Source organism: Streptomyces sp. CB02414 (assembly GCF_001905385.1).
Classification (GTDB): domain Bacteria; phylum Actinomycetota; class Actinomycetes; order Streptomycetales; family Streptomycetaceae; genus Streptomyces.
The window spans coordinates 16,142-41,285 of record NZ_LIPF01000010.1 but is presented as its reverse complement, the minus strand read 5'-3'; the positions used below and the strand labels follow the sequence as shown (position 1 = coordinate 41,285).

Here is a 25,144-nt window from a genome sequence, read left to right as displayed (position 1 = left end):
CGTTCGCGAGCGGCTTCCATGGCTGGGGGTCCCGGCCGCGGGGCCGGGGGAGACGTGCCGACCGGGGGGAAGCATGCGTCTTGGGGGAAGAGCGGCCGCTGTCGCCGCTGTGGCCGTGGTGTGCGCCGCCGTGCAGACGGTGCCCGCGGGGGCCTTGGAACTGAAGCCCGGCACGGACCACGTGAACGTCACGTCCGACGACGTGATGGGCAACGAGCGGAGCCGGTACGCCGCGATCAGCGCCGACGGCCGCTACGTGGCCTTCTGGTCGTACGCCTCGAACCTGGCGCCCGGCGACACCGACGAGGCCGCTGACGTCTACGTGAAGGACCTGCGGACCGGACGGGTGCACTGGGCCAGTGACCTGGCCGAGGGCATGGACCGGGGCGCGCCGGCCGTCGCCCCGTCCATCAGCGCCGACGGCACCCGGGTCGCCTACCCGACGCTCGACGGGACCGAAGCACACGTCTACGACGTCCGCACGGGCCGCACCGAACTGGTCAGTGACGGCACCGACGCACGGTTCAACAGCGCCAACGCTCCCGCGCTCAGCGGGAACGGACGGTACGTGACCTTCGCGGCCCGGCCGGAGCGGGAGCCGGAAGCGCATCCCCGCATCCGCGTGCGCGACCTCCGGCGGGGAACCGGCGAGTGGGCCGATGACCCGGCGGCCGGGGACGGGCAGCAGGTCGCGCGACCGACCCTGAGCCACGACGGCCGACACCTCGCCTACCTCGCCTCCGACCCCGCGGCGGCCGACTCGGCCACCCACGTCTACGTGCTCGACCGGCGGGCCGACCGGCGGACGCGCGCCGACCCCGAGTGCGTGGACGATCCGTCCGACCACTGGGTCACCGACCCGGTGATGGGGGCGGACGGCCGGCACGTATCGTTCCGCCTCAACTGCCGGACCTTGCCGCCGCGGGGCACCAACGACACCGGTGACGTCTTCGTCAAGGACCTGAGGAACGGGACCCTGCGCCATGTCCTGGGGCCCAGGCCGCAGTTCGCCACGCACTCCGGGCGGGTGAGCGCCGACGGCCGGCACGTCGTGTTCGTGGCGGCCGAGGAGCGGGTACCCCGTGGCCCGCTCCAGGTGATCTACCTGATGGAGCTGCGCACCGGCCGCACCACGACGGTCACCGCCCGGCCCGACGGCACCGTGAACCAGAGGCCGGCGTCCGGCCCGTCCACCGACGCGCACGGCCGGGCGGTGGCGTACGACGCCGAACCGCTGGACCTGCTGGGGGAGTCGTCCACCGCGACCGAGCGGCAGGTCCTCGTCACGCGCCCGCGCTGAACCTGTCCCGGCAGGGGCACTTCGGCACTTCACCCGGTCCGCGGTGCGGCGGTCCGGGCGGGTCCTCCCGGCGGCGCGGTGCTCTGCCGTACGACCAGGCGCGTGGCCAGTTCGATGCGCCGGGCCGCCCCGCCGGGGCCGTCCGGGCCGAAGAGCATGCGGGTCGCCTCCTCGGCCATGTGCCGCAGGGGCTGGTGGACCGTGGTCAGCGGCGGGCTCGACCACTGGGCCGGCGGCACGTCGTCGTAGCCGACCACCGACAGGTCCTCGGGGACGCGCAGACCTTTGAGGCGGGCCGCCTCCAGTACGCCCAGGGCGTGGAGGTCGCTGCCCGCGAAGACGGCGGTGGGCCGGCCGGGGCCGTCCAGCAGGTCCATGGCGTGCTCGAAGCCCCCGCGCACCTGGAAGTCGCCGAAGCGGATCAGACGGGGATCGACGGGCAGGCCCGCCATGGTCATCGCCGAACGGTAGCCGTCGAGGCGGGCCCGTGAGCACAGCATGTCCTCGGGGCCGGTGACGATCGCGACGCGCTCGTGCCCGTGGTCGGTGAGATGGCGGGTCGCCGCCAGGCCCCCGGCCCAGTTGGCGGAGCCCACGGACGGTACGTCGGGGTCGGGGTCGCCGGCCGGGTCGACGATGACGAACGGGATGTCACGCGAGCGCAGCCGGTGCTTCACCTCCGCCGGGAGCGAGGAGAAGACCAGCACGACCCCCAGCGGCCTGCGGCGGAGCACTCCCTCGAGCCAGTCGGGAGCGGGCGCGTGCCGCGTGCCGCTCCTGGTGAGCACGACGGTCGCCCGGTTGGCCCTGGCAACGTTCTCCACCCCCTTCACGAGCTCCACCGCCCAGACGCTGTCCAGCTCGTGGAAGACGAGTTCGACGAGTGGGAAGCGCGGCCGGTCCGACGTCCGCCGGCGGTAGCCGTGCACCTCCAGCAGCCGCTCGACCCGCGACCGGGTGGCACGGGAGACGTCCGAACGACCGTTGATCACCTTCGAAACTGTCGGAGGCGAGACCCCCGCCTGTTTCGCCACCTCGGCCAGCGTCACCCTGGCGCCCACCTCAACTTCACCGTGCATGCAAGGAGGATAGGTCATGCGATCGATAACGTTTTGGGTCGTCCCGCGCACGGCCATTGACCGTAAATCCCGACTGACTTTACTGTCCGACGGCATGGACTTTCGGTGACGGAGCCGAAACTTTCGAAAGGCGAACGATGAAGACACGTGCGCGCTTGCCCAGACTGGTCGCCACCGGCGCGACGCTCGCCCTGGCGCTGAGCCTCGCGGCCTGCGGTGACGGGAACGGCGGGGCGTCGTCGGACGACGGCAAGATCCATGTCCTGGTCTACGGGGACGCCACCAACAAGGTCGAGCAGCAGATCGTCGACACCTTCAACAAGACGTCCGACGTCAAGGCGGTGCTCGACACCATCCCCGGTGCCGACTACCAGAAGAAGCTCCAGACGATCATCAACACCCCCCAGGCCCCGGACATCTTCTTCAACTGGGGCGGCGGCAGCATCAAGCCGTTCGTCGAGGCGGACCTGCTGATGCCGCTGGACGACATGATCAAGAAGAACCCGGACCTGGAGAAGAAGTTCCTGCCGACGGTCTTCGAGAACGCCGTCGTCGACGGCAAGCCGTACGGCATCCCGATGCGCGGCACCCAGCCCGTCCTGCTCTTCCACAACAAGAAGGTCCTCGAAGAGGCGGGCGTCCAGCCGCCGAAGACCTGGGACGAACTGCTCGACGCGGTGGAGAAGCTCAAGGACGAGGACGTCACGCCGATCGCGCTCGGCGGCGGCGACGTCTGGCCCACCCAGATGTGGTTCCAGTACCTCTACGACCGCATAGCCGGACCGGAGCTGTTCGCGAAGGCCGTCGGGGGCGACAAGAGCGCCTGGGAGAGCCCGGACAGCAAGAAGGCCCTCGACATGATCAGGCAGCTCGTCGACTCCGGCGCCTTCGGCAAGAACTACGACTCCGTCAAGTACACCAACGGCGGCTCGGTCCAGCTGGTGGCCTCCGGCAAGGCCGGCTTCGAGCTGATGGGCTCCTGGTACTACTCCCAGCAGCTCACGGACCACCCGGACTTCGCCGAGAAGGACCTCGGCTACACCGCCTTCCCGGCCGTCGAGGGCGGCAAGGGCGACCCGGCAGGTGTCGCCGGCAACACCAACAACTACTACTCGGTGATGAAGAAGACGGAGCACCCCGAGGCCGTCGCCGAGTTCCTGAAACTTATGTACTCCGACGAGTTCGTCAAGGCGCAGCTGGAGATCGGCAACCTGCCGACCACCACGAACACCGACAAGTTCATCGACACCTCGGGCACCCCCGAGTACTCGCGCTTCCAGTACGACCTCGTCGCCGACGCCCCCTCGTTCCAGCTGTCCTGGGACCAGGCGTACCCGCAGAAGGCGAGCTCGGACATGCACAAGGCCGTCCAGCAGTTCTTCAACGGGCAGCTCGACACGGACGGCTTCATCCAGGCCATGCAGGCCCTCCCGACCGAGTGACGAACGGCTCATGACCACACAGACCACGAGTGCCCGGCCCGCCGCCGGACCCCGCAAGGAGTCCCGGCGGCGGCCGCCCGCCTCGTCCACGACGAAGGTGGGCCGCCCCGGCTTCGCCTGGGCGCTGCCCGCCGCAGTGTTCTTCGCCCTCTTCGCGATCGTGCCGCTGATCATGGTGGCGGTGCTGTCCTTCATGAGCTGGGACGGGCTCAGCTCGCCCGAGTTCGTCGGCACGGACAACTGGTCGCGCCTCCTCGACGACCCGGTCATGCTCAAGAGCGTCTGGCTGACCCTGCTGCTGACCGCGCTCGGCGTGGTCCTCCAGACGCCGCTGAGCATCCTGCTCGGCGTCTGGGCCGCCGGTCACCAGCGCAACCGCGCCGTCCTGTCGGTCATCTACTTCGTCCCGCTGCTGCTGTCCGCGACGGCCGTGTCCGTGCTGTGGCGGGCGCTGCTCGACCCGAACTTCGGCATCCCGGCCGACGCCACCTGGCTGTTCGGCGACGGGAACCTGTTCGGTGAACAGGCCACCGCCATCGGGGTGCTGGCATTCGTCAGCACCTGGCAGTTCACCCCGTTCCACACGCTGATCTACCAGGGCGCCGCGCGCGCGATCCCGCCGGTGCTGTACCAGGCGGCGGAGATCGACGGGGCGGGCCGCTACCGGCAGTTCTTCCACATCACCCTGCCGCAGCTGCGCACCTCCATGATCACCTCGATGATCCTGATGATCGTCGGCGGTCTGACCACGTTCGAGACGGTCCTCATCCTGACCCAGGGCGGCCCCGGCACCGACACCACCATCAGCGCCTACTACATGTACGACAAGGCGTTCAAGAGCTTCGACTACGGCACCGGCTCCGCGATCGCCCTGGCCCTGGTCGTCGCGGCCACGATCATCTCGCTGATCGTCGTCCGGGTCTCCGGCTACGACAAGATGCGCAGTTCCATGGAGGGTGTGTCATGAGGCGCCGACCGAACTATGTGGCCGGCGCCGGCTCGCTCGTCTGGCTGGTCCTGGTCGGCCTGCCGCTGTACGTGATGCTCGCCGCGACCCTGCGCACCCGCCAGGACTACGCCGAGAACGGACCGGTCTCGCTCCCGGACAGCTTCACCCTGGACAACTTCACCGGCGCCTTCGACTCGGGCTTCGGCCAGTACTTCTTCAACACCCTCGTCGTCACCGCCAGCGTGATCGGCATCGTGCTGCTGCTGGTCCCGCCGCTCGCCTACGCGATCGTCCGCAGCCGCGGCCGGGCCACGTCGGCGATCTTCCGGCTGTTCCTGCTCGGTCTCGCCATCCCGGCCCAGGCCGTGATCGTGCCGATGTTCTACCTGATCAGCGAAGCCGGACTCTACGACAACCTGCTCGGCGTCATCCTGCCCACGGCCGCGTTCTGCCTGCCGATGTCCGCCCTCATCCTCAGCGGCGCGATGCGCGACATCTCGTCGGAGCTGTACGAGGCCATGGCGATGGACGGCGCGAGCCCGCGGCGCGTGTTCTTCCAGCTCGTGCTGCCGCTGTCGCGCGGCGGACTCTCCACGATCGTGGTGTTCTCCGCGCTCCAGGCGTGGAACGGCTTCCTATTCCCGCTCGTGCTGACCCAGTCCGACTCCACCAAGGTGGTGACGCTGGGCCTGTACAACTTCCAGACCGCGCACGGCATCGACATCCCCGGTCTGCTGGGGGCCGTGGTGCTGTCCATGACGCCCATCCTGCTCGTCTACCTGTTCGCCCGTCGCGCCCTGGTCCAGGGCCTGATGGGCGTCGGAGGAAAGTGATCGACAACGTGGCCGTTGAGACCGCCCCTGAAGTCCCCCTCTGGAACGACCCCGCCCACCCCGTCTCCACCCGGGTGTCCGCGCTGATCAAGGCGATGACCCTGGAGGAGAAGATCGCCCAGCTGTACGGCGTGTGGGTCGGCGCGTCCGACGAGGGCGGCGACGTGGCCCCCCACCAGCACGACATGGAGGAGGCCGTCGACCTCGACCTGCTCGTGCCCACCGGACTGGGCCAGTTGACCCGCCCCTTCGGCACCGCTCCCGTCGACCCCGCGCTCGGAGCGCTCTCGCTGTTGCGCACCCAGGCACGCATCGCCTCGGCGAACCGGTTCGGCATCCCCGCCGTCGCGCACGAGGAGTGCCTGGCCGGCTTCGCCGCCTGGGGCGCGACCGCCTACCCCGTCCCGCTGTCCTGGGGCGCCACCTTCGACCCGGACCTCGTCCACCGCATGGCCGCCGCGATCGGCCGCGACATGCGCTCCGTCGGCGTCCATCAGGGCCTCGCACCCGTTCTGGACGTGGTGCGCGACGCCCGCTGGGGCCGCGTCGAGGAGACCATCGGCGAGGACCCCTACCTCGTGGGCACCATCGGCACCGCCTACGTGCGCGGCCTGGAGGGAGCCGGAATCGTCGCCACCCTCAAGCACTTCGTCGGCTACTCGGCCTCCCGGGCCGGCCGCAACCTCGCCCCCGCGCCCATGGGGCCGCGCGAGCGCGCCGACGTCCTGCTGCCGCCCTTCGAGATGGCGGTCCGCGAGGGCGGCGCCCGGTCGGTGATGGCGTCCTACACCGACACCGACGGCGTGCCCGCCGCGGCCGACGAGCACCTGCTGACCGGACTGCTCAGGGAAACCTGGGGCTTCGACGGCACCGTCGTCGCCGACTACTTCGGCATCGCCTTCCTCAAGACCCTGCACGACATCGCCGCCGACTGGGCCGGCGCCGCCGGGGCCGCGCTCGGGGCGGGCGTCGACGTCGAACTGCCCACCGTCAAGACCTTCGGCGCACCCCTGGCCGAGGCGGTGACGGCCGGCCGGGTCCCCGAAGAGGTGATCGACCGCGCCCTGCGCCGGGTGCTCACGCAGAAGGCCGGACTCGGCCTGCTCGACCGGGACTGGGACCCCGTGCCGTCCGCGCTGGACGGCGCCGACCTGGACGACCCGGAAGCCCTGCGCGGCCGGATCGACCTAGACGGCCCGGAGAACCGGGAGCTGGCCCGCGCGGTCGCCGAGGAGGCGGTCGTCCTCCTGAGCAACGACGGCACCCTGCCGCTCGGCCGGCCGCGCCGCATCGCCCTGGTCGGCCCCAACGCCGACGAGCCCACTGCCGTACTGGGCTGCTACTCCTTCCCCCAGCACATCGGCGTCCACCACCCCGGCACCCCCCTCGGCATCGACCTGCCCACCCTGCGCTCCACGCTGGCCGCCGAGTTCCCCGACGCGGAGCTCACGGTCGTACGGGGCACCGGCGTCGACGACGGGGACGTGTCCGGCATCCCCGAGGCCGTCCGCGCGGCCCGCGGCGCGGACGTCGTCCTCGCCGTGCTGGGCGACCGGGCCGGGCTGTTCGGGCGCGGCACCAGCGGTGAGGGCTGCGACGCGGAGTCGCTGAGCCTGCCCGGCGCACAGCAGCAACTCCTCGACGCGCTGCTCGACACCGGCAAGCCGGTCGTGACCGTGCTGCTCGCGGGACGCCCCTACGCCCTGGGCCGGGCCGCGCGGGAGTCCTCGGCGATCGTCCAGTCGTTCTTCCCCGGCGTGGAGGGCACCGCAGCCCTCGCCGCGGTACTCGGCGGACGGACGAACCCCTCGGGCCGGCTGCCGGTCAGCGTGCCCCGCGGCCCGGGTGCCCAGCCGACCACCTACCTGGGGGCCCGGCTCGCCCACGCCAGCGAGGTGTCCAACATCGACCCGACGCCCGCCTTCGGCTTCGGGCACGGCCTCACGTACACCACGTTCGAGTGGAGCGACCTCGTCCTGGACGGCGAAGAGGCGCCCACCGACGGGGAGTTCCGGCTGGCCCTCACCGTCCGCAACACGGGCGCACGGCACGGTACCGAGGTCGTCCAGCTCTACCTGCACGACCCGGTCGCCTCCGTCGTCCAGCCGGTGCAGCGCCTCATCGGTTACACCCGGGTGCCGTTGGCGGCGGGGGAGGAGCGCCGGCTGCGCGTCACGGTCCCGGCCGACCTCGCCGCGTTCACCGGCCGCGACGGCCACCGCGTCGTCGAACCGGGCGATCTGGAACTGAGGTTCGCCGCCTCCAGCACCGATCCGCGTCTGACGGCGACGGTCACCCTCACCGGCCCGGAGCGCCGCGTCGACCACACCCGGCGACTGCACGCCGACTTCGGCCGCGAAGGCGCCGCCGACGCCTGATCCGCCGGCGGACCACGAGCGGCGCACCCGGGCGAGTTGCCGGGTGCGCCGCTCGCCGGCGGCCGTCCCGTCCGTACGATCAGGCCATGACGCGCTGCTCAGCCGGACCGGGGCGACCGGGCCACCGGTCAGCGCACCACGTCGAAGACCTGCTTCTGCAGGCCGTTGGCGTAGACCTCGTGCTCGACGAGCTTCAGCTTCTGGGTGTCCTTGTCCGTGGTGCTGAACAGCCGCTTGCCCGCGCCGAGCAGGAGCGGGAAGACGAGCAGGTGGTACCGGTCGATCAGACCGGCGTCCGACAGGCTCCGGTTCAGCGCCGCGCTGCCGTGGACGATGATCGGGCCGCCCTCGGTCTCCTTCAGCGCGGCGACCTCGTCGAGCGAGCGCAGGATGGTGGTCTCGTTCCAGTTCGAGACCAGGTCGTCCTCGCCGAGGGTGGTGGAGACGACGTACTTCGGCATCACCTTGTAGCCGGCGAACTCCTCCATGTCCGGCCACACCGGGCTGAACGCCTCGTAGCTGACCCGGCCCATCATCAGCGCCGTGGCCTCCTTCTGCTCCCGGTCCTTGATGTCGTACGCCTCGGGCAGGAACTCCACGTCCTTGAAGGTCCACCCGGAGTTCCGGTAACCGGGCTCGCCGCCCGGGGCCTCCACGACGCCGTCGAGCGAGACGAAGGCGGTGCTGATCAAGGTACGCATCTCGGGTTCCCCACTGTCTGTCTCAAGTCCGGTTTCCAGCACGTTCAGGAGGTAGGACCGGCGGCCGGCGGGAAACTCATCGCTGCGTCTCGAATGAACCTCAGACGGTCGTCACGACCGTCGTCGCCGCCGTCACCGCGACGATCACCGCCAGCGCGTCCTCCGTGGCCTTCACCACGTGGCGCACGGCCGCCGCGGACCAGCGTCCCTGCGCGACCGACTCCATGGCCGCCACCACGCGGCGCGCGTCGGCGTCCGGGAAGGCCAGGCGGTGCAGCTTCGCTCCGTGCAACAGGGCCACCAGGGACGCCGTGCGCTCGTCCGGTGCCGCGCCGCCCAGGACGACGGCCTCCAGGCGCCGGCGCACCGCCGCCTCCACGGAGCCGTCGGCCTCCGGGTACCGGCGTACCGGGAAGAGCCCGAGCACCTTCTTCCGCTCCTCGCGGATCAGGCCCTTGACGATCAGGCCGGTGTTCGCACGGGCCACCGGGTCCGTCTTCAGCCGCTCGATCCAGTCCTTGGCCGTGCCCGGCTCGCCGCCGCCGACGGCCTCGAGCGCGGCGTCCAGGGCGGGCTCGCCCAGCGGCGTCGCGTCGACGACGGTGACCTTCTCGTCGGTCACGTCGACGCGGCCGGCCAGCGACAGCTCCACCAGCGCGGCCGCGGCGATGGCCGGCGCCACCCGCGCCGTCTCCCTCGCGGTGCCGGACTCGTCGTCCAGCGAGAGGAGCAGGAGCTGCTCCCCGAGGGTGGTGGGGATTTCCGGAACTTCCGGGGTCTTTGTGGGGGATGTCATGCGTTCGGTCCTCCGGGGTCGGGCCGGGCGAGCGGTTGCGGGCGAGGCTTTCGCCTGTGTCGTCACAGACGCCCCTACCCGTACCCGCCGTTCCCGCACGGCCGATTTCCCCGGCGAGGTCAGCGCCCCCGCAGGGCGTCGAGTGCCTGGAGCGCCACGTGCAGTTCGGTGCGCTGCTCGCCGGATTCCAGGTCGCGGCCGAGCAGCCGCTCGATGGTGTGCAGGCGCTGGTAGACGGTCTCCCGGGACACGCCCGCCGCGCGGGCGGCGACGGTCTTGTTGCCGGCGGCGTCCAGGTAGCCCCGCAGGGTGGCGAGGAGGCCGGTGCCGTGCCGGGCGTCATGGTCGAGGAGGCGGCCCAGCTGCCGTTCCGCGTACTCCTGGACCCGGGTGTCGTCGCGGAGCGCGAAGAGCAGGCGGCGCAGACCGATGTCGGACCGTTCGTGGAAGGAGCGGTCCGGGGGGAGGAGCTGCCCGGGCTCGGTCGCCTCGGCCACCCGGGCCGCCTCGCGGAACGAGCGGGCGACGTCGGCGAGGTCCCCGGCCGGGGAGCCGGCGCTCACGGTCGTGCCAGGGGCCGGGTCCAGCACGGTCCTGCTCACCCGCTCGACCGCCTGCCGCCAGGGCTGGGACGGGCGCAGCGCCAGCAGTACGCCGATGCGGGAGGGGCCCAGGAGGCCGACGAGCGCCGGTGCTCCCGACGCGTCCAGCTCCTCGGAGAGGCGGGCTTCGGTCCGCGCCGTCTCCGATTCGGCCGGGACGTCGGCGAGGACGGCGACGAAGCGGGTGTGCTCCGTGGGCAGCCCGAGCGCCGCGACGCGGGCGCGCGCGTCCGCGGGGGAGTGGTGGCGCTGTTCCGCGAGGTCGCGCAGGGCGTTGCGGTGCGCGGCGCGTTCCCAGGGCGTGGGATGAGTGAGGCGGGCGATGGTGAGGGCCATCGCGGTGCGCTCCAGGACGGTGACGTCCTCGGGACCGAAGGGCGGGGGAACGGCCGTGCGGGCCGGGGCGAATGTGTAGGACGGGCCGGACGTGCCGGACGGGTCGTGGAGCATGGCCACCCGACCCCAGGTCTCGCCCTGGTACTCGACCGGTGCCACGAGCCAGCCCTCGGGCCCGCGGATTCCCGCCCGGTCGGCGGCGGGGGTGGACCGCGAGCGTCGCTCCCAGTCGGTGAGCGCGGCTTCCGCCGTGCTGCCGGAGGGCTCGCAGACCAGTGCCCGGTGGACCAGGTTCTCCAGTACGACCGTGCGTCCGCTCATCTCCGCCGCCGCGCGCAGCACGTCCTCGGGCCCGGCGCCCCGCAGGGTGAGGGCGGTGAACGCCTCGTGGACGCGCTGGGTCCGGCGCATCGCGTCCGCCTGGTTGCCGAGGAGCAGCGCGTGGACGACCTGCGTGACCTCCAGGAAGTTCACGTCCTTGGCCAGCGTGACCAGGGGCAGACCGCGCGCCCGGCAGGCGTCGACCAGCGCGTCGGGCGGCCGGTGGTACCGGCGGACGAGCTCGATGACGAGGGCCGCGGCGCCCACCGCGGCGAGCTCGTCGACGTAGCGGCGCACTCCGCTCGTGTCGTCGGGCAGCGGCATGCCGGTGGTGAGGACCAGTTCGCCGCCCTTGAGGAAGGAGGCGGGGTCCGTCAGCTCGGTGATGTGGACCCAGCGCACCGGGCGGTCGACGTGCTCCACGCCGGTCACCACGCGCGGGTCGCCGTCGGCCACGACCGGCAGCGCCAGCACGTCGGCCACGGTGAGCGGACGGCCCGCCGGACCCGGGTCCCGGTTCTCGCTCACGGTGCCTCCCTGCGCGCCTGTTGTCACTCTGACAAGCGTCACTGACCTGCGCAAGGGCGCCCGGACCCCACCCCGGACACCAAGGGCACGGCACGGTGGAGCGCACTGGTTGACACAACGTCCGGATACCGCGCCCCGTCCGGACAGATCACGCGTTGTCCGGGCACGCACCGCGGGCATGCTCGGGGGACGCAGCAGAACCGACGACCAGGCCGGGAGACGAGCATGACCGCACTGTCGCCGCACCTTCGCCAGGCCACGCCCGTGACGGCGGTCCGGGGCGAGGGGGTCCACCTCTACGGCGAGGACGGCCGCCGCCATCTGGACTTCACCGCCGGCATCGGCGTCACCAGCACCGGGCACTGCCACCCCAGGGTGGTGGCCGCCGCCCAGGAGCAGGTGGGCACGCTGATCCACGGCCAGTACACGACCGTCATGCACCAGCCGCTGCGCCGGCTCGTCGAACGGCTCGGCGAGGTGCTGCCCGACGGACTGGACAGCCTGTTCTTCACCAACTCCGGCAGCGAGGCGGTGGAGGCGGCGCTGCGCCTGGCGCGCCAGGCCACCGGCCGGCCCAACGTCCTGGTCTGCCACGGCGGTTTCCACGGCCGCACCGTGGCCGCCGCCTCCATGACCACCTCCGGCACCCGCTTCCGCTCCGGCTTCTCCCCGCTGATGAGCGGCGTGGTCGTCACCCCCTTCCCGACCGCGTTCCGCTACGGCTGGGACGAGGACACCGCCACCCGCTTCGCCCTGAGGGAACTCGACTACACCCTCCAGACGATCTCCTCGCCCGCCGACACCGCCGCCGTCATCGTCGAGCCGGTCCTCGGCGAGGGCGGGTACGTGCCCGCGAACCGCGCCTTCATGGAGGGCCTGCGGGAACGGGCGGACCGGCACGGCTTCCTGCTGATCCTGGACGAGGTGCAGACCGGCGTGGGCCGCACCGGCCGGTTCTGGGGCCACGAGCACTTCGGTGTCACCCCGGACGTCCTCATCACCGCCAAGGGGCTGGCCAGCGGGTTCCCGCTGTCCGGGATCGCCGCCCCCGAGGAACTGATGCGCAAGGCCTGGCCGGGCTCCCAGGGCGGCACCTACGGCGCCAACGCGGTGGCGTGCGCGGCGGCCTGCGCCACCCTCGACGTCGTACGCGACGAGAAGCTCGTCGAGAACGCCGAGGCCATGGGGGCGCGGCTGCGCCACGGACTGGAGGCGGTGGCGGCCCGTACGCCGGCCATCGGGGACGTGCGCGGGATGGGGCTGATGCTGGCCTCCGAGTTCGTCACCGAGGACGGCGAGCCCGACCCCGAGACCGCCGCCCGGGTCCAGCGGGCCGCCGTCGACGAGGGCCTGCTGTTGCTGCTGTGCGGCGCGTGGAACCAGGTGGTGCGGATGATTCCCGCCCTGGTGATCGGCGAGTCGGAGATCGACGAGGGGCTGCGGGCCTGGGCGGCCGCGGTGGAGGCCGGCACGTCGCGGGACGCGGACCGGTGAGCACGGCGAGGAGGAACCCGATGACCGACGACACGCCGACCCGGCTGTTCATCGGCGGCGCCTGGACGGACGCAGCCGACGGCGCCGTCATGCCCGTGGACGACCCGGCGACCGGCGAGATCCTCTGCCACGTCGCCGACGCGGGACCCAAGGACGCCCGGCTCGCCGAGGAGGCGGCGGTCCAGGCGCAGGAGGAGTGGGCCCGCACGGCGCCCCGGGCCCGCAGCGAGATCCTGCGCCGCGCCTACGAGATCATCCTCGACCGCACCGACGCGCTCGCCCGCCTGATGACGGCGGAGATGGGCAAGCCGCTCGCGGAGGCCCGGGGAGAGGTGGCGTACGCGGCGGAGTTCTTCCGCTGGTTCTCCGAGGAGGCCGTCCGCATCGACGGCGGTCACGGCATCCTCCCCGACGGACGCAACCGCATGCTGCTCTCCCGGCGCCCGGTCGGCCCCTGTCTGCTGATCACGCCGTGGAACTTCCCGCTGGCCATGGGCACCCGCAAGATCGGCCCGGCGGTCGCGGCCGGCTGCACCATGGTCCTCAAGCCCGCCCCGCAGACACCGCTGTCCAGCCTGGCCCTCGCCGCGATCCTCCAGGAGGCCGGGCTGCCGGACGGCGTCCTGAACGTCGTCACCACCTCCCGGGCGGGCGAGGTGTGCGAACCGCTGCTGCGCGGCGGCCGGATCCGCAAGCTGTCCTTCACCGGCTCCACGGCCGTCGGGCGGCTGCTGCTGGCCCAGTGCGCGGACACGGTCGTGCGCACGTCGATGGAGCTGGGCGGCAACGCGCCGTTCATCGTCTTCGACGACGCCGACCTGGACAAGGCGGTGGACGGCGCGATGGTCGCGAAGATGCGCAACATGGGCGAGGCGTGCACCGCCGCGAACCGCTTCTTCGTCCACCGCTCGGTCGCCGGGGAGTTCGGCCGGCGGCTGGCCGAACGCATGGGCGCCCTCGTGGTCGGCCCCGGTACCCGGGACGGCGTCGACGTCGGCCCGCTGATCGACGCCGCCGGACGGGCCAAGGTGGAGGCCCTGGTCGCCGACGCGCTGGAACGCGGCGCCCGGGTGCTCGTGGGCGGCCGCACCCCCGACGGGCCCGGCTGCTTCTACCCGCCCACCGTGCTCACCGGCGTCTCCCCCGACAGCCGCCTGATGGAGACGGAGATCTTCGGACCGGTCGCCGCGATCCTCACCTTCGACGACGAGGACGAGGTGGTGCGGCGCGCCAACGACACCCCCTGGGGGCTCGTCGGGTACCTCTTCACCGAGGGCCTGGACCGCGCCCTGCGCGTCGGCGAGCGTCTGGAGGTCGGCATGGTCGGCCTCAACACCGGCCTCGTCTCCAACCCGGCCGCGCCCTTCGGGGGGATCAAGCAGTCCGGGCTCGGCCGTGAGGGCGGGACCGTGGGCATCGAGGAGTTCCTGGAGTACCAGTACCTGGCTATGCCGGCCCGCTGACCACCCCGGCTTTGCATGGTCATGCGTCATCATGCATACTCTTCCTATGTCCAAGGTCCTCACCTCCCTCCCCACCGGCGAGCGCGTCGGTATCGCCTTCTCGGGCGGCCTCGACACCTCGGTCGCGGTCGCGTGGATGCGTGACAAGGGCGCCGTCCCCTGCACGTACACCGCCGACATCGGCCAGTACGACGAGCCCGACATCGCCTCGGTGCCCGACCGCGCCAAGACCTACGGCGCCGAGATCGCGCGCCTGGTCGACTGCCGTGCGGCGCTGGTGGAGGAGGGGCTGGCCGCGCTCACCTGCGGGGCGTTCCACATCCGCTCGGGCGGGCGCGCCTACTTCAACACCACGCCGCTCGGCCGTGCCGTCACCGGCACCCTGCTGGTGCGGGCGATGCTCGAGGACAATGTCCAGATCTGGGGCGACGGCTCCACCTTCAAGGGCAACGACATCGAGCGGTTCTACCGCTACGGCCTGCTGGCCAACCCCCAGCTGCGGATCTACAAGCCGTGGCTGGACGCCGACTTCGTGACCGAGCTCGGCGGCCGCAAGGAGATGTCGGAGTGGCTGCTCGCCCACGACCTCCCCTACCGGGACTCCACGGAGAAGGCCTACTCCACCGACGCCAACATCTGGGGCGCCACCCACGAGGCCAAGACGCTGGAGCACCTCGACACCGGCGTGGAGACCGTGGAGCCGATCATGGGCGTGCGGTTCTGGGACCCGTCCGTCGAGATCGCCGCCGAGGACGTCACGATCGGCTTCGACCAGGGCCGCCCGGTGACGGTCAACGGCAAGGAGTTCGCCTCCCCGGTCGACCTGGTGATGGAGGCCAACGCCATCGGCGGCCGCCACGGCATGGGCATGTCCGACCAGATCGAGAACCGGATCATCGAGGCCAAGAGCCGCGGCATCTACGAGGCCCCCGGCATGGCCCTGCTGCACGCGGCCTACGAGCGCCTCGTCAACGCCATCCACAACGAGGACACCCTCGCCCAGTACCACACCGAGGGACGGCGCCTGGGCCGGCTGATGTACGAGGGCCGCTGGCTCGACCCGCAGTCGCTGATGATCCGGGAGTCGCTCCAGCGCTGGGTCGGCTCGGCCGTCACCGGCGAGGTCACCCTCCGGCTGCGGCGCGGTGAGGACTACTCGATCCTCGACACCACGGGCCCGGCGTTCAGCTACCACCCGGACAAGCTGTCCATGGAGCGCACCGAGGACTCCGCGTTCGGTCCGGTGGACCGGATCGGCCAGCTCACCATGCGCAACCTCGACATCGCCGACTCCCGCGCCAAGCTGGAGCAGTACGCCGGGCTCGGCATGATCGGCACCGCCAACCCCGCCATCGGCGCCGCCCAGGCCGCCGCCACGGGACTGATCGGCGCCATGCCGGAGGGCGGCGCCCAGGCGATCGCCTCGCGCGGCCAGGTCTCCGGCGACGACGAGCTGCTGGACCGCGCCGCCATGGAGTCCGGCACGGACTGACCGCGTCCCCGGGGACGCCCCCACCGGCAGAGGCCGGCTCGACGCCTACGGGCGCCGGGCCGGCCTTTCTGTTTCTCCTCCCCGTGCACGACTTGCGTGCCGTACAGGGTTGAAACGGTGTCGTCTGGGTGTATCGACGCGACATGCCCAGGTCAACGCCAACGCAAGTCGATCGCAAGCGGCGCAAGGAGTTTGCGTACCAAATCCGGTCGTGGCGAGGACCGTTGACAAACAGGTGACGCGCTAGAAACCTGATGACGCGCTTTCCGCAAAGAATCGACTGTCCAGCTCAATTGATGCGCATGGTCGGTGCTTCCCCTTTGCTTGCCGGCCTGTCGTGCTCCCCGACTCCCCACCGAACAAGAGGACCCCCATGAGATGGAGATCTCTCGGCCGACGGTCGCTGACGGGCGCCGTCGTGGCCGGGCTGATGACGGTCGGGCTGCTCCCGCTGCCCTTCGCGGCCGGCGCGCACGCCGCCACGGCCGCCGCCGACGTGAACCTCGCCCTCGGCCGTCCCGCCACCGCGGGCGGCTCGCACGGCGCCTACCCGGCCGGAAACACCACCGACGGCACCCAGGCGACCTACTGGGAGGGCCCGGCCGGTTCCTTCCCGCAGTGGGTGCAGGTCGACCTCGGTGAGGCCCGCGACGTCGAGCGGGTGGTCCTCAAGCTGCCCGCCGGCTGGGAGAGCCGCAGCCAGACGCTCTCCCTCCGGGGCAGCACCGACGGCTCCACCTTCCGCGCCCTCGACGCCTCGGCGCCGCGCGCCTTCGACCCCGCCCGCGCCAACACCGTCGCCCTCGACCTCGACGCGCCCGCCGACACCCGCTACGTCCGCGTCCACGTCACCGGCAACACCGGCTGGAACGCGGCCCAGCTGTCCGAACTGGAGGTCTACGGCGACGACGTGGTCACCGAGCCCCCGCCCACCGGCACCAACCTGGCCCGCAACAAGCCGGTCGAGGCCACCTCGTCGGTCCACTCCTACGTCGCGGCCAACGCCACCGACGACTCCACCTCCACCTACTGGGAGGCCGCCGGCCACCCCGCCGACCTCACCGTGAAGCTCGGCGCCGACGCCGACGTCAGCGCCGTGGTCGTCAAGCTCAACCCGGACCCGGTCTGGTCCGCCCGGACCCAGAGCATCCAGGTGCTCGGCCGCGCGCAGGGCGAGAGCGACTTCACCTCACTGCGGGCCCGCGCCGACTACTCCTTCAGCCCCGGCACGGACAACACCGTGACCGTCCCGGTCACCGGCCGCGTGTCCGACGTACGGCTCCGCTTCTTCTCCAACACCGGCGCGCCCGGCGGCCAGGTCGCCGAGTTCCAGGTCGTCGGCGCCGCCGCGCCCGCGCCCGACCTGACCGTCACCGGCCTCGACTGGTCGCCCGCCGACCCCTCCGAGCGCGACGAGGTCACCGTCGACGCCACCGTCCGCAACGCCGGCACCGCACCCTCGGCCGCCACCACGGCCGAGGTCACCGTCGAGGGCGCCGCCGCCGGCAGCGCCGAGGTGCCCGCGCTCGACCCCGGCGAGTCCGCCGAGGTGGAGATCGCCACCGGCACCCACGCGGCCGGCAGCTACGCCGTCGCCGCCGTGGCCGACCCCCGGGACACGGTCGCCGAACTCGACGACTCCAACAACAGCCGCACCGCCTCCGGCCGGCTGGTCGTCGACCGGGCCCCCGGACCCGACCTGGAGGTGCGCTCCATCACCACCGACCCGGCCAACCCGGCCGTGGGCGCACCCGTCACCTTCACCGTCGCCGTGCACAACCGCGGCACCAGCGCCGTCGAAGCCGGTTCGGTGACCCGGCTCCAAGCGGGCACGACCCCCCTGAACGGCACGACCGGCGAGGTGGCCGCGGGCGCCACCGTCAACGTGCCGATCAGCGGCACCTGGAAGGCGACGAGCGGCGGCGCCACGCTCACCGCCACCGCCGACGCGACCGGCGTCGTCACCGAGACCAACGAGAACAACAACGTGCTCGCCAAGTCCATCGTCGTCGGACGCGGCGCCGCCGTCCCCTACACCGAGTACGAGGCGGAGAACGGCCGCTACGAGGGCACCCTGCTCACCACCGACGCCAAGCGCACCTTCGGCCACACCAACTTCGGCACCGAGTCCTCGGGCCGCAAGTCCGTCCGGCTCGACTCCACCGGCCAGTACGTCGAGTTCACCTCCACCACGCCCACCAACTCCATCGTCGTACGCAACTCCATCCCCGACGCCCCCGGCGGCGGTGGTGCCGAGGCCACGATCAGCCTCTACGCCGACGGCGAGTTCGTGCGGAAGCTGACCCTGTCCTCCAAGCACAGCTGGCTGTACGGCGACACCGACGACCCCGAGGACCTCACCAACCGCCCCGGCGGCGACGCGCGGCGGCTGTTCGACGAGTCCCACGCGCTGCTGGACCGGACCTTCCCGCAGGGCACCGAATTCCGTCTCCAGCGCGACGCGGGCGACACGGCCGCCTTCTACGTCATCGACCTGATCGACCTGGAGCAGGTCGCGCCGCCGAAGACCAAGCCGGACGACTGCGTCCCGATCACCGAGTACGGTGCCGTACCCGGTGACGGACTCGACGACACCGACGCCATCCAGCGCGCCGTCACCGCCGACCAGAACGGCGACATCCCCTGCGTGTGGATCCCGGCCGGTCAGTGGCGCCAGGAGCAGAAGATCCTCACCGACGACCCGCAGAACCGCGGCCAGTTCAACCAGGTCGGCATCCGGGACGTCACCATCCGCGGAGCGGGCATGTGGCACTCCCAGCTGTACACCCTGACCCCGCCGCACGAGGCCGGCGGCATCAACCACCCGCACGAGGGCAACTTCGGCTTCGACATCGACGACAACACCCAGATCTCCGACCTCGCCATCTTCGGCTCGGGCACCATCCGCGGTGGCGACGGCAACCACGAGGGCGGCGTCGGCCTCAACGGCCGCTTCGGCAAGGACACCAAGATCAGCAACGTGTGGATCGAGCACGCCAACGTCGGTGTCTGGGCCGGCCGCGACTACTCGAACATCCCCGAGCTGTGGGGCCCCGGTGACGGCCTGGAGTTCACCGGCATGCGCATCCGCAACACCTACGCCGACGGCATCAACTTCGCCAACGGCACCCGCAACTCCACGGTCTACAACTCCTCCTTCCGCAACACCGGCGACGACTCGCTCGCCGTGTGGGCCAGCAAGTACGTGAAGGACACCTCGGTGGACGTCGGCCACGACAACCACTTCCGCAACAACACCATCCAGCTCCCGTGGCGGGCCAACGGCATCGCGATCTACGGCGGCTACGGCAACACCATCGAGAACAACGTCATCTCCGACACGATGAACTACCCGGCCATCATGCTCGCCACCGACCACGACCCGCTGCCCTTCTCCGGGCAGACCCTGATCGCGGGCAACGCCCTGCACCGCACCGGCGGCGCGTTCTGGAACGAGGCGCAGGAGTTCGGCGCCATCACCCTCTTCGCGCAGGGCCAGGACATCCCGGGCGTCACCATCCGGGACACCGAGATCCTCGACTCCACCTACGACGGCATCCAGTTCAAGACGGGAGGCGGAGCGATGCCGGACGTGAAGATCGACAACGTCCGCATCGACAAGTCCAACAACGGATCGGGCATCCTCGCCATGGGCGGCGCCCGCGGCAGCGCCACCCTGACCGACGTCACGATCACCGATTCGGCCGAGGACGACATACGCATCGAGCCGGGCTCCCAGTTCAAGATCAACCGCTAGGAACGGCGCACCGGCCGGCGGTCCGCCCGCGGACCGCCGGCCCGCGCCTCACTCCCTCGGTGACGCGGCCACCACCGCGTCGCCGAGCCTTCCCGGTGACCGCTCCACGGGGAAGCGGCCGTCGTCCTCACGGCGTTCGGCGTTGAGTTCCTCGACCGCGCCGAGCGCGTCGCCGATCGTCGCGTAGTCCACCGCGATGAAGTTCACCGGCCTGCCGCGCTGCCGCTCGCAGTTGTGCGCCCGTTCCAGCACCCGCTCCCGGGAGTTGACGGTCCCGGCGTCCAGCCGCCGGCCGCCGCCGGCCGTGACGAAGTGGTTGAGCAGGAACAGCCGCTTGTCCGTACCGCCCCGGTTCGGCAGGCAGGACATCTCGTCCGGGCTGCGGAACGCGAACGGCGTCTCCATGCCGTACCGGTAGAAGTTGCGGTACCACGGCGCGGGCCCGTCGGCCTTCTCCGCGAAGACGACCAGTCGCCGGCCCTCGTCGATCATCTCGCCCAGCTCCGGCCACGGGCGGTCCGGGTCCGCGTCCGGCTCGTACAGCAGGTCCGAGAGCCCGGCCTGCTCGAAGGCGGCCTGACTGTCGACGGCACCGACCCCGTCCTGAAGGATCAGCGTGACCACCTCGGTGGGGTTCGCCCGCAGCCAGCCACCGATCTGGCGCAGCGTGGGCGCCAGTTCCAGCGCGCCGGCCCCGCACACCGAGTGACACAGCCACAGGCCCGGCTCCGGAGGGTTCACCCGCTCCAGGATGCCGGTGAGCCGCCGGCGCAGCGCGGGGGAGAAGTCCGAGGTGCTGAGCCGGTCCGCGACCTCCTCGGGCCGCTCCCAGCGGTGCGTGTCCAGGAGCAGCACGCGCACCCCGGCGTCGAGCTGGCCGACGATGTCCGGGTCCTGGAGGGGGCCGATGAACCGGTCCGCCGTCGTGGCCATCGCGTTGTGCGACGCGAGCTGCGCGATCTCGTCGTACCGGGCGTCGCACAGCTCGGCGCTGCCCTGGCAGATGCGCGGCGAGGAACCGGTGATGGCCACCGGCGCCAGCATCGTGCCGACCAGCGCGCAGGCCGTGACGGCGAAGGTCAGCGTCGGACCGTGCCGCGGATCAGTGAGGACCGGCATGCCGGGCCGCGTCTCCCAGGCCCACCCGACGGTGATCAGCAGGGCGCCCGCGGCGAGCAGGATCACCGCGACGAGCACGGCGGTCGTCAGGAGCTGGTCGACGGCCGTGGCCTGGACGTCCGTGAGGAGTTCCGCCGCCGACGGGGGCCACGAGGCCGGAGTCCCGAACAGGGCGTCGACCGGCATGAGACGCAGCAGCGCCACGGTCAGGGCCGTCAGCGAGGCGGCGGCCGCGAGCACCCACCCGAGCGGCATCAGCCGCCGTCTGACGGGGCCGGGCGTGGACAGCCACAGCAGAGTGAGCGCGGCGGCGCACAGCACCGCCGCCGCCGGTTCCACCACCTCCTGGAAGAGGCGGGTGACGGAACGGGCGCGGTCCACCGGGGCCAGCGCCTCCCGCGCCGGATCGACGTCGACCGTGACGACCCAGGTGCCTTCCCGCGCCTCCCGCAGGAACTCCGCGGCCGCGGCCCGGACCTGGTCCGTCAGCGCGACCGGCGCGACCGACGCCAGTGCCCCGGCCACGTCCCCGCGGTCCAGCGCCGCCTGCACGGTGGGCCTGATCCCCGCGCGCGCGTCCGCCGGCACCAGGCGCATCAGCACCTCGGTCGCCGCGACGGCCTGCCCGTGGGACAGCGGCAGCGACGGCAGGCCCTCCAACGGCGCCTCACCGGCCACCACCTGCGCCGCCAGTTCCGACAGCCGCTGCACGAAGGCCTGGAAGTCGGGCTCGGACCGCTGTTGCAGGGCGGCGACGGCATCACCGAAGTAGGCCTGGCTGAGCCGCTCGACGTTCGCCACGACGGGCTCCAGGTCGACCGTGATCCGTAGCCGGTCGCGGTTCCCCTCCAGGTAGTGGATCACCTCGGCGATCTGCCGGTCGCCGATGGCCCGCAGCGTCTCCGGCGGAATCACCACCTTGAGGTTCGAGGTGATGGTCGACTGCGGGACGGGCAGCCGGTCCAGGAGCTCCTGGGTCAGCGGCGTACTGGCCGGGTCGACCAGCACCTCGTCGTAGAACCGCTGGTAGGCCCGTTCGTCCTCCAGTACCTGGGAGTAGAACTTCGGGTCGAGGACGGTACTGCGCACCACCGCCGCCGCGGCCAGGACGGACAGGCTCAGCACCGCCACGCACCAGATCAGCACCCCGATCCAGGGGGAGCGCCGAACCAGTCCGTCCATGACCCCATTCTCGTTTCGGCCGACCGTCGTGCGACACGGCGTACGGGTGGTACGCCATCACACTCATGCCCCGGCACGGTCGGCCGATGCGGGTCAGCCGCCGCTCAGGGCCTCCTGCCCGGCGACGCTCCCCTGCGGATGCACACAGTGCCAGCGGTGCCCGCCCGGACCGTCCGTCGCCGCCGGGAAGGCGGTGGCGCACGCGTCGTCCGCCTTCCAGCAGCGGGTGTGGAAGGTGCATCATACGTCTGATGTCTGATGCTTGGTAACATCCTGCGTAGCTGGGCAAATGAGAGGGGTCAAGAGGTGGCGGTGGGGCAAAGGGCGATTCGGCACCAGGTACCGGAGCCCAAGACGGCACGACAACCGTTGCGGCAGGAAGTCGTGGACGGGATCAAGGCCTACATCCTGCGCAACGAGCTGCGCCCGGGAGACCCGTTGCCGACCGAGCCCGCCCTGTGCGAGGCGCTCGGCGCGAGCCGTTCCAGCGTGCGGGAGGCGATCCGGATCCTCACCGCGCTCGACATCGTCGAGGTGCGGCACGGACACGGCACCTATGTGGGGCGGCTGAGCCTGTCCGCCCTGGTGGAGAGCCTGGCCTTCCGGGGGCTGCTCGGCCCCGACGACGACTTCCAGGTGATGAGCGACCTCATCGAGGTGCGCGAGCTGTTCGAGCGGGGCATGGCCGAACGGCTCGTCACCTCACTGAGCGACGAGCAGATCGACCGCCTCGCAGCCCACGTCGACGAGATGCGCAGGGCGGGCGCGGGGGAGGGGAACGGCTTCGTCGAGGCCGACCGAACCTTCCACACCCTGCTTCTCGCCCCGCTCGGCAACGACCTCGTCGGTCAGCTCTCGTCCGCCTTCTGGGACGTCTACGTCATCGTCGCGCCGCATCTCGACGTCTTCACCCACGAGCACGAGGCGGCCACCATCGCCAACCATCAGCGGATCGTGGACGCGGTGCGGGCGCGGGACGCGGCCGAGTTCGCGGAGGCGCTGGCCGAGCACTACGCGCCCGTGCGGCAGCGGATCGCGGAGGCCCGCGCCCGCCGCTGACCGACCGGCGGACCCGGAGGCGCCCTCGCGGTGGCGGGGGCGCCTCCGGCGTACGGCCGAAAGCCGGCGGCCTCGAAGGGCACTTGACCCGGACCTGGCCCTGGTCACCGACCTCGCCGGGGCGCTCGCAGTCCCGGTGCTCGCCGAGGGCCGGATCGCCACGCCGGAGCAGGCCGCGCAGGCCCTCGCGGCGGGCGCGCACAGCGTCGTCGTCGGCACCGCCATCACGGCGCCGACCGCGCTGACCCGGCTGTTCGCGGACGGCCTCAGGTCCTGACCCGGCATGCGCGAGGGGCGGCGGGAGACACTCTCCCACCGCCCCTTTCCACGTACCGCGGCGATCAGACCGCCGGCGCCGGGTATGTCGGGTACTCCACCCCGGAGACGTGCTGGACGACGCGGACGACCTGGCAGGAGTAGCCGAACTCGTTGTCGTACCAGAGGTAGAGGATGGCGTTGTCGCCCTCGACCTTGAGCGCGCCGGCGTCCACGATCGAGGCGTGGCGCGAGCCGATGAAGTCGCTGGAGACCGCGTCGGGCGCGCTGATGAAGTCGATCTGGCGCTTGAGCGGAGAGGTCAGCGACACCTCGCGCAGGTGGTCGAGCACGTCCTCGCGGGTGGTCTCGCGGGAGAGCTGGAGGTTGAGGATCGCGATCGAGACGTCCGGCACGGGGACGCGGATGGAGCTGCCGGTGATCTTCGCCTGGAGGTCCGGGAGGGCCTTGGCGACGGCGGAGGCGGCACCCGTCTCCGTGATCACCATGTTCAGCGGCGCGCTGCGGCCGCGGCGGTCCGACTTGTGGTAGTTGTCCAGCAGGTTCTGGTCGTTGGTGAACGAGTGGACGGTCTCCACGTGGCCGCGCTCCACGCCGTACTCGTCCGCCATCGCCTTCAGCGGCGGGACGATCGCGTTGGTGGTGCAGGACGCGCAGGACAGGATCCGCTCGTCCGGCTTGATGGTGTCGTGGTTGACGCCGTGCACGATGTTGGGGACGTCGCCCTTGCCCGGCGCGGTCAGGACGACCTTGTCGATGCCGGGCCGCAGGTGCTTGGACAGGCCCTCCCGGTCGCGCCACTTGCCGGTGTTGTCGATGAGGATGGCGTTCTTGATGCCGTACGCCGTGTAGTCGACCTGCGTCGGGTCGTCGGCGTAGATCACCTTGATGGCGTTGCCGTTGGCGAGGATGGTGCTGTTGTCCTCGTCGACGGTGATCGTGCCCTGGAACTGGCCGTGCACGGAGTCGCGGCGCAGCAGCGAGGCGCGCTTGACGAGGTCCTGCTCGCCGCCACCGCGGACGACGATGGCGCGCAGGCGCAGGCCGTTGCCCGAGCCGGCCTTCTCGATGAGCAGGCGGGCGACGAGCCGGCCGATGCGGCCGAAGCCGTACAGGACGACGTCGCGGCCCTCGCCACGGTCGATCTTGTTGGCGCCGGCGGCCCCGGCGACGGCGTCGGCGGTGAACTCCTCCACCGACAGCCCGCGGTCGTCGCTCTTGTAGGTCGCGGCGAGCATGCCGATGTCGATCTGCGAGGGGCCGAGGTCCAGCGTGGTGAGGGCCCGCAGGAAGGGCATCGTCTCGGTGACCGACAGCTCCGCGCCGGCGATCTGCCGGGCGAAGCGGTGGGTCTTGAGGATGCTGACCACCGACTTGTTCACCAGGGAGCGGCTGTGCAGCAGGACGGTGACGTCCCGCTCACGGTGCAGCTTCCCGATCATCGGGATCATCGACTCCGCGATCTCCTCGCGGTTCTTCCAGTTGGTGAACGAGTCGTCGTTGACAGTCACGTCTCTATCTTTCGAGCTAGGCGGCGCTCATATGCTAACCCCATCGCCCTTATGATCGATCAAGTGGGCCTCCCTGTGATCAGATGATCGGGTCGTCAGCGGTCCCGGCCGCGGTCCAGTTCCTCCTCCACCGGCGGCTTCGGCACCTCACGCAGGTGCTGCGACTGGCCGGGTTTGCCGCCCGCGCGGGCCTGCTCGGCGCGCTGTGCGCGGGACGTGCCGAGGTCGGACGCGGGGTCCACGCGCACCGACCGGGCCACCTCCTCGCGATTGGCGTAGCTCTCGGGCGGAATGCCGCGCAGCGCGGCGACGGCGTCCTGCGAGGCGCCCGCCTCGCGTGCCGCCCGGATCAGATCGTCCTTGCCCGCGGGGAAGTCGACGTCCTTGACGGCGTCGGCCACCTCTCGGGCGCTGGTGCTGTGGGACATGAGGCCTTCTCCCGGTCCGTGGGACGTTCGGAGTCTCCGGGTAACCCTTGGGACCCCACTCCTCACATTCCGGGCGAATCCTCGAACAGGGTTGCGCC

Annotated in this window: 17 protein-coding genes and 2 pseudogenes; 11 read left to right on the top strand and 8 right to left on the bottom strand. The window is 71.6% G+C overall.

Features of this window, described 5'->3' with window-relative positions; genetic code table 11:
• The first annotated feature begins 130 nt into the window (after positions 1–130).
• Positions 131–1,300 (top strand): hypothetical protein, encoded by a 1,170-nt coding sequence (locus AMK11_RS29410; RefSeq protein ID WP_241847105.1) that lies wholly within the window; start codon positions 131–133, stop codon positions 1,298–1,300.
• A 29-nt stretch (positions 1,301–1,329) separates the two neighbouring features.
• Here AMK11_RS29410 and AMK11_RS29405 read toward each other — a convergent pair whose 3' ends face one another.
• Complete coding sequence (locus tag AMK11_RS29405) at positions 1,330–2,379, bottom strand: LacI family DNA-binding transcriptional regulator (RefSeq protein WP_073731128.1); 1,050 nt, start codon at positions 2,377–2,379, stop codon at positions 1,330–1,332.
• Positions 2,380–2,516: 137 nt separating this feature from the next.
• On the opposite strand from AMK11_RS29405, the gene AMK11_RS29400 reads away from it, so the two are divergent.
• From AMK11_RS29400 to AMK11_RS29385, 4 genes are read left to right on the top strand one after another with little or no spacing between them, the layout of a single operon-like run.
• Positions 2,517–3,821, top strand: coding sequence for an ABC transporter substrate-binding protein (locus AMK11_RS29400; RefSeq protein ID WP_073731127.1), 1,305 nt, complete (start codon positions 2,517–2,519; stop codon positions 3,819–3,821).
• A 10-nt stretch (positions 3,822–3,831) separates the two neighbouring features.
• Positions 3,832–4,788 (top strand): carbohydrate ABC transporter permease, encoded by a 957-nt coding sequence (locus AMK11_RS29395; RefSeq protein WP_073731126.1) that lies wholly within the window; start codon positions 3,832–3,834, stop codon positions 4,786–4,788.
• Entirely contained in the window at positions 4,785–5,603 is an 819-nt protein-coding gene (locus AMK11_RS29390) for a carbohydrate ABC transporter permease (protein ID WP_073731125.1), read from the top strand. The genes AMK11_RS29395 and AMK11_RS29390 overlap by 4 nt, the downstream gene beginning before the upstream one ends.
• Complete coding sequence (locus tag AMK11_RS29385) at positions 5,600–7,981, top strand: glycoside hydrolase family 3 N-terminal domain-containing protein (RefSeq protein WP_079187778.1); 2,382 nt, start codon at positions 5,600–5,602, stop codon at positions 7,979–7,981. The genes AMK11_RS29390 and AMK11_RS29385 overlap by 4 nt, the downstream gene beginning before the upstream one ends.
• A 128-nt stretch (positions 7,982–8,109) precedes the next feature.
• Here the strand turns inward: AMK11_RS29385 and AMK11_RS29380 are convergent, their stop codons facing one another.
• From AMK11_RS29380 to AMK11_RS29370, 3 genes are all read right to left on the bottom strand, one after another.
• The gene (locus AMK11_RS29380) at positions 8,110–8,682 is read right to left on the bottom strand and encodes a dihydrofolate reductase family protein (RefSeq protein ID WP_073731124.1); all 573 of its coding nucleotides are present in this window, start codon (positions 8,680–8,682) and stop codon (positions 8,110–8,112) included.
• A gap of 100 nt (positions 8,683–8,782) precedes the next feature.
• A complete protein-coding gene (locus AMK11_RS29375; RefSeq protein ID WP_073731123.1) occupies positions 8,783–9,478 on the bottom strand; it encodes a GOLPH3/VPS74 family protein in 696 nt (231 codons plus the stop codon).
• Positions 9,479–9,597: 119 nt separating this feature from the next.
• Complete coding sequence (locus AMK11_RS29370) at positions 9,598–11,265, bottom strand: PucR family transcriptional regulator (protein ID WP_073731122.1); 1,668 nt, start codon at positions 11,263–11,265, stop codon at positions 9,598–9,600.
• A 225-nt stretch (positions 11,266–11,490) separates the two neighbouring features.
• Here AMK11_RS29370 and AMK11_RS29365 point away from each other — a divergent pair, with 225 nt between their 5' ends.
• The 4 genes from AMK11_RS29365 to AMK11_RS29350 all read left to right on the top strand — a co-directional run bounded on the left by AMK11_RS29365 (position 11,491) and on the right by AMK11_RS29350 (position 19,471).
• On the top strand, positions 11,491–12,759 hold the full coding sequence (locus tag AMK11_RS29365; protein ID WP_073731121.1) for an aspartate aminotransferase family protein: 1,269 nt from the start codon (positions 11,491–11,493) through the stop codon (positions 12,757–12,759).
• Between the two features lie 20 nt (positions 12,760–12,779).
• The gene (locus tag AMK11_RS29360) at positions 12,780–14,222 is read left to right on the top strand and encodes an NAD-dependent succinate-semialdehyde dehydrogenase (protein WP_073731120.1); all 1,443 of its coding nucleotides are present in this window, start codon (positions 12,780–12,782) and stop codon (positions 14,220–14,222) included.
• 46 nt (positions 14,223–14,268) lie between these two features.
• Positions 14,269–15,714: an argininosuccinate synthase gene (argG, locus tag AMK11_RS29355; protein ID WP_073731119.1), complete on the top strand. Its 1,446-nt coding sequence runs from the start codon at positions 14,269–14,271 to the stop codon at positions 15,712–15,714.
• A 373-nt stretch (positions 15,715–16,087) separates the two neighbouring features.
• A complete protein-coding gene (locus AMK11_RS29350) occupies positions 16,088–19,471 on the top strand; it encodes a CARDB domain-containing protein (RefSeq protein ID WP_073731118.1) in 3,384 nt (1,127 codons plus the stop codon).
• 48 nt (positions 19,472–19,519) lie between these two features.
• On the opposite strand, the gene AMK11_RS29345 is transcribed toward AMK11_RS29350, so the two are convergent.
• Both AMK11_RS29345 and AMK11_RS38800 read right to left on the bottom strand, forming a co-directional pair.
• Positions 19,520–21,772 (bottom strand): PI-PLC domain-containing protein, encoded by a 2,253-nt coding sequence (locus AMK11_RS29345; RefSeq protein ID WP_073731117.1) that lies wholly within the window; start codon positions 21,770–21,772, stop codon positions 19,520–19,522.
• 93 nt (positions 21,773–21,865) lie between these two features.
• Positions 21,866–22,012, bottom strand: a pseudogene (locus tag AMK11_RS38800) (peptide ABC transporter ATP-binding protein); the annotation flags it as partial.
• Between the two features lie 66 nt (positions 22,013–22,078).
• Between AMK11_RS38800 and AMK11_RS29340 the strand changes: the two are divergent.
• Positions 22,079–22,831: a FadR/GntR family transcriptional regulator gene (locus tag AMK11_RS29340; RefSeq protein ID WP_073731116.1), complete on the top strand. Its 753-nt coding sequence runs from the start codon at positions 22,079–22,081 to the stop codon at positions 22,829–22,831.
• A gap of 88 nt (positions 22,832–22,919) precedes the next feature.
• Positions 22,920–23,108, top strand: a pseudogene (locus AMK11_RS29335) (N-acetylmannosamine-6-phosphate 2-epimerase); the annotation flags it as partial.
• A 64-nt stretch (positions 23,109–23,172) separates the two neighbouring features.
• On the opposite strand, the gene AMK11_RS29330 reads toward AMK11_RS29335, so the two are convergent.
• Both AMK11_RS29330 and AMK11_RS29325 read right to left on the bottom strand, forming a co-directional pair.
• Positions 23,173–24,618 (bottom strand): glyceraldehyde-3-phosphate dehydrogenase, encoded by a 1,446-nt coding sequence (locus AMK11_RS29330; protein ID WP_073731115.1) that lies wholly within the window; start codon positions 24,616–24,618, stop codon positions 23,173–23,175.
• A gap of 95 nt (positions 24,619–24,713) precedes the next feature.
• Entirely contained in the window at positions 24,714–25,046 is a 333-nt protein-coding gene (locus AMK11_RS29325) for a DUF2795 domain-containing protein (protein WP_073731114.1), read from the bottom strand.
• Positions 25,047–25,144: the final 98 nt, after the last annotated feature.

Bases quoted from the DNA above. Each gene is read 5' to 3' on its own strand.
- AMK11_RS29405 (WP_073731128.1), bottom strand. From the start codon at position 2,379: ATGCACGGTGAAGTTGAGGTGGGCGCCAGGGTGACGCTGGCCGAGGTG.
- AMK11_RS29400 (WP_073731127.1), top strand. From the start codon at position 2,517: ATGAAGACACGTGCGCGCTTGCCCAGACTGGTCGCCACCGGCGCGACG.
- AMK11_RS29395 (WP_073731126.1), top strand. From the start codon at position 3,832: ATGACCACACAGACCACGAGTGCCCGGCCCGCCGCCGGACCCCGCAAG.
- AMK11_RS29390 (WP_073731125.1), top strand. From the start codon at position 4,785: ATGAGGCGCCGACCGAACTATGTGGCCGGCGCCGGCTCGCTCGTCTGG.
- AMK11_RS29380 (WP_073731124.1), bottom strand. From the start codon at position 8,682: ATGCGTACCTTGATCAGCACCGCCTTCGTCTCGCTCGACGGCGTCGTG.
- AMK11_RS29375 (WP_073731123.1), bottom strand. From the start codon at position 9,478: ATGACATCCCCCACAAAGACCCCGGAAGTTCCGGAAATCCCCACCACC.
- AMK11_RS29365 (WP_073731121.1), top strand. From the start codon at position 11,491: ATGACCGCACTGTCGCCGCACCTTCGCCAGGCCACGCCCGTGACGGCG.
- AMK11_RS29360 (WP_073731120.1), top strand. From the start codon at position 12,780: ATGACCGACGACACGCCGACCCGGCTGTTCATCGGCGGCGCCTGGACG.
- argG (WP_073731119.1), top strand. From the start codon at position 14,269: ATGTCCAAGGTCCTCACCTCCCTCCCCACCGGCGAGCGCGTCGGTATC.
- AMK11_RS29350 (WP_073731118.1), top strand. From the start codon at position 16,088: ATGAGATGGAGATCTCTCGGCCGACGGTCGCTGACGGGCGCCGTCGTG.
- AMK11_RS29345 (WP_073731117.1), bottom strand. From the start codon at position 21,772: ATGGACGGACTGGTTCGGCGCTCCCCCTGGATCGGGGTGCTGATCTGG.
- AMK11_RS29325 (WP_073731114.1), bottom strand. From the start codon at position 25,046: ATGTCCCACAGCACCAGCGCCCGAGAGGTGGCCGACGCCGTCAAGGAC.